This window comes from Endozoicomonas sp. SESOKO4 (genome assembly GCF_024606275.1).
This window is the reverse complement of record NZ_JAHHPS010000400.1, coordinates 1-4,066: the sequence shown is the minus strand read 5'-3', so window position 1 is coordinate 4,066 and position 4,066 is coordinate 1. Positions and strand designations below refer to the sequence as shown.

At 51.8% G+C, this 4,066-nt stretch carries 1 protein-coding gene; it reads right to left on the bottom strand.

Annotation, left to right across the window (positions count from 1 at the left end; translation table 11 throughout):
* Nucleotides 1-1,775 precede the first annotated feature (1,775 nt).
* Nucleotides 1,776-4,066 (bottom strand): hypothetical protein (locus KDK16_RS07870; RefSeq protein ID WP_257275464.1); only part of this gene is annotated, 2,291 nt, incomplete at its 5' end.

The window sequence follows — 4,066 nt, the reverse complement described above, 5'->3', positions numbered from 1 at the left end:
GAGCAGGATGAACTGACAGAAGCTTTTCAACGGGTTCGGAACTACCACCGTCTGAACCCCTTGGTATCTCTGGACACTTTTACTTCGGCACTGGTGGAGACACACAGGAATCTGCCGGATTTTCAGGCGGGTCTGACTCTGCGGCAGGCGATCGGAAGTGGTGGGTACACTTTTCTGAAAACGTCCCTCAAGGTGAAGAGTACCCCCTTAATTAACGAACTGAATTCAATGGCAGAGTCGGGGGATTTTGACCGGTTTTATAGTAACCGTGATTTAAACGGGGGGCCTCAGGAACTCAGGATTGGCAAGTTAATCCTGTTAAGAGTCACCCCTGATTACTTCCGTCATGCCGGAGCGGATCATCTTTTTTTATTGTTCGATGGTATTAAGAAGTTCCTGAAAACGCCCCTGGGCCAGGATTACCGGAAGGCATTCAAAGCGGCTTCAGCCCCCCACCATCCCTATCAGCACTTGATAGTTGATGCACCGAAAGCAGGTGCCGGAAAGCAGCAAATCGTTGTTTCGCTATCAGATACTGACAAGAGAGTGGTTATTACCCCCGATGCGGCTGTCAGTCCAAAAACCAGTTTGTCCAGCCTGATTCCAGTGTTTACCAACCTGGTTCAATCCGGCTACGATCTGAACGGCGGCAGTCAGCCTGCCTCCCCGGACGTTAACACCATTGAACGCATGGTTCGTCAGCAAATGGGACTCGCTCCCCTGATCCGGCTTGCCACCACCGGGAATCTCAAACAAGACAGTGTATCTGGCCGGATAGTCCTTGAAAAAACCTACATCATCGACAAACCTGCCAGGTCGGAAAGTCTGATAGCCAGAAGCCCCACAGACATCAATGGTGCACCTTTAATCACCCTTAAATGGCTGAATGAAGACAGTCAGTCAGGCCTGCAACTGATAACGGCCCCGCTTTCCCTGGATGAGCTGGACGGGCAACGGTCTTTTCTGGACGCCGCTTTTCAGGCACTGGATAAAACGGCCTCGGCATTGCCTGGCCCGGTTAACAACCGGGATTTAGTCTGGGCCTTTCACCAGCAACTTGCCAACACAAAGACCGTAAAAGAAGACAGCGCCCCGGGCCGGTTAATCTTTGAAAAAATAACCCATACAGTCCACAGACCCGCCGGGTCGCACAGCCAGGTGCGCCTGAGCCCGGAAAAAATTAATGATGTACCTTTAACCACCCTGAAATGGCTTGGCCCCGGACTTCACCCGGGTTTGCAACTGGTAACGCCACCCCTTTCCCTCAGTGACCGGGACACCAACAAGGATCGTTTGGAAGCAACGTTTTACGCACTGGATAAAATTATCTCGACGCTGCCTCACCCCCCCAATGACCGATCTTTTCACTCGAACTTTGACCAGTATTTTAAAGACCGGCTGCCCCCTTTTGTTGATGACGGGGTGAAAATCTGGCAGACAACCATCACCGGTAAAACAGACACCTGGATCACCATAGGATTTCCCTTTGGGGATCTGGACAAGTCCTTGCTCCCCGTACTGTTAGCTACCAGAGACAGCCCCGGGAAGGAGCGGCTGCTGGCCAGCCTGCACGCCGCCGACCGGTTCGTGAAGGCGGTCGCTCAGGCCTCAGGCGGTAATGAGGCAACCCATGCCCAGTTAAGATCGATGTTGACTCTGTTGTTGTTCCGACTGTCAGGGGACGACCAGCCCGGGAAAGTCCTGTTTCCGGGGACAAGGCTGGCAGACGGTATCCATACCTACCTTTCCGACAATGCCGTGACCACCCTCAGTCACTACATCAACCGTGTTGGCCTGCAACAAGTCACTGACGATCTGACCGCAGAACTCACGGATCTTGCACAACCGGCATTGTTAATCAGAACCGGTTCTGCCGGAGTAGTTCCGGATGAACCGGGAGGAGTGATGACCAGTAATAGCCGGACAGAGCCAGGTATTTTGACCTGGTCGAAGCCGCTGCCGACAGAACCATCAATAACACCCTGATTCACCAGAGTCTGGAGGTCTCCAAAGATTTGGCTCTGTCCTGCCATCAACGCATCGGAAAAAGCCTTGAATTTAGAGGTGGTTCTGAGCCATCGAAGCGTTTTGATAATAGTCTCATGCAATGACTTCATATCATTTGCAGTGACATCGTTTTCCAGAACCTGTTTGATAAACCGGGCAGAGAACAAGATCGCGACTTTTGACTCCGAACCTTTATCGCCATAGGTGCCCGGTGTCACTTCGCTAATAATTCCGGGACTGTTCTCTTTTATCTCTTTGCCATAGACGTCTATGTAACGGGAAGACGTTCTGCCAGTGTAGTGAGTTTTGTCTGGCGGGGTTTGCATATCACCAAAATCTGACAATAACCTGCTCCTGACTTTGGCGAGTAAACCAGAGCTGGCTATTCGTTTTTTCAACATCCGGTAATCCGCTTCCTGCAACTGCAGCGCAGAACGCAGTTCCGAATCCAGCATCTGTTTCCAGAAATCTGTGTGTACCTTAACCAGGCCCTGTGCAAAAGTACCAACAGCGATCTCCGGCTTCGCTTCAAGGGAACGAATAACGTTTCTGACCGAAACGGCCAGACGCTTTTCCTGAAACAGTACGTCCAGTGCCCGCTGGAAATCATCCACCGTTCCTTGGGCAAACCTGAACTCACGGTCATCAATATTAAGGATCAGTATCCGGTAAAGCGGATCGCTGTCGTTCGGTATCCGGCGTAGTTTCAGACCGTTGTCAAAAGCGTAATGACCATCAGGATCATTACGGTATTCCGTCTTCCATATCTCCATGGCCCTGACGATAACGGGTGGGGTTGCTACCGATGCTCTCAGTTGCAGGAACAGAGCCAGCCCGTAGGATTGGGTCATCACCCGGGCCAGACGGGTATCTGACGAGGCTGGTCGTACATCCGACAGTCCGACCAGGATGTTGACAGGCTCACTTTCTTGCCATTGATCGACCATCACCCAACTGTCTGCGATCAACCGGTCGGAATCCAGCCGAATATTAACGACCGCCTTTGTTGCCCCGAAACCACTCTCTTTCTCCCATTTGCGCCAGGCCAGGAGGCTATCGATGAATTCATTAGGTCCGTTGAAATAACGAAGCACATCATGTAGCGCTTGTGGCACTGCTTCCAGTAGCGTCAGTTCACGCATCTGGGAGCGATAGGCACTGTGATTAATGGGCGTGATAAGAAAGGGTGAATCAACCCCCAGAACGGTCTGCGAGGGAAACCGGTAATCCTGGAAGAAGGGCGTGAAAGGGTCCAGGTAAATCAGGTACTCGCGGTTTTCCGTGGTTGGGAGCCTGATGGGGTTGATGTCTTCGGAGAGCCGGCTGAACAATTCCGCGATCAGCAGCCTCTGCCGGAGATCCGGTCTGCGACCGCTGGCCAGAACGGTTACTGTGTTGATGGCCAGACTCATCAACAATCTTCGTATCAGGCTTCGGGCAACCTTATAGTCCCCGTAGTCCCCGTAGTCCCCGTAGTCCCCGTCGATGTTATTCATTTCGGTGGCCAGTGTGACCACATCAGTCGGCGCAAACAGGGCAATTTTTTCGCTGAGCTGCTGTTTAACCAACGAGGGGTTGTGATGGGTATAGGCTGACTCAATCGTATTGATCAGTGTCCGGGCAGTACGCTGCGTCAGCGGACCTGAGGACTGAAGCATAAACAGGATATTGCGCAGATTATCCGAAAAAGCGGCGCTGTTACTCTCTGGCACGTCCAGCAGAACATAAGTTGCGCCTGAAGGATCGCTGACAACAGGTAGGTATCGGTTGCGCTTGTCTTCATTAAAAGTCCCTCCATTAAAAGACGGGGACAGTGGATCCGTAAAACTGACAGTGCCATCCGTTTGGCGCTTCAGCCTTCTGTTAATCCCAAGCGAAAGTGTGTTTTGAAACCACCTTCTCTGTTCACTCCTTATTCTGGCGTTCAGTCTCGGTACTTTTTTTTCTGCCAGTTTGTCCGCCAGCCATTGACCTGATAACTCTCTCAGAGTCCTGACATATCGTTGGCCCAATTCGGAAAAGTCATTTTTTAACTGTTGGGCATGGAGGGCAAACAGGT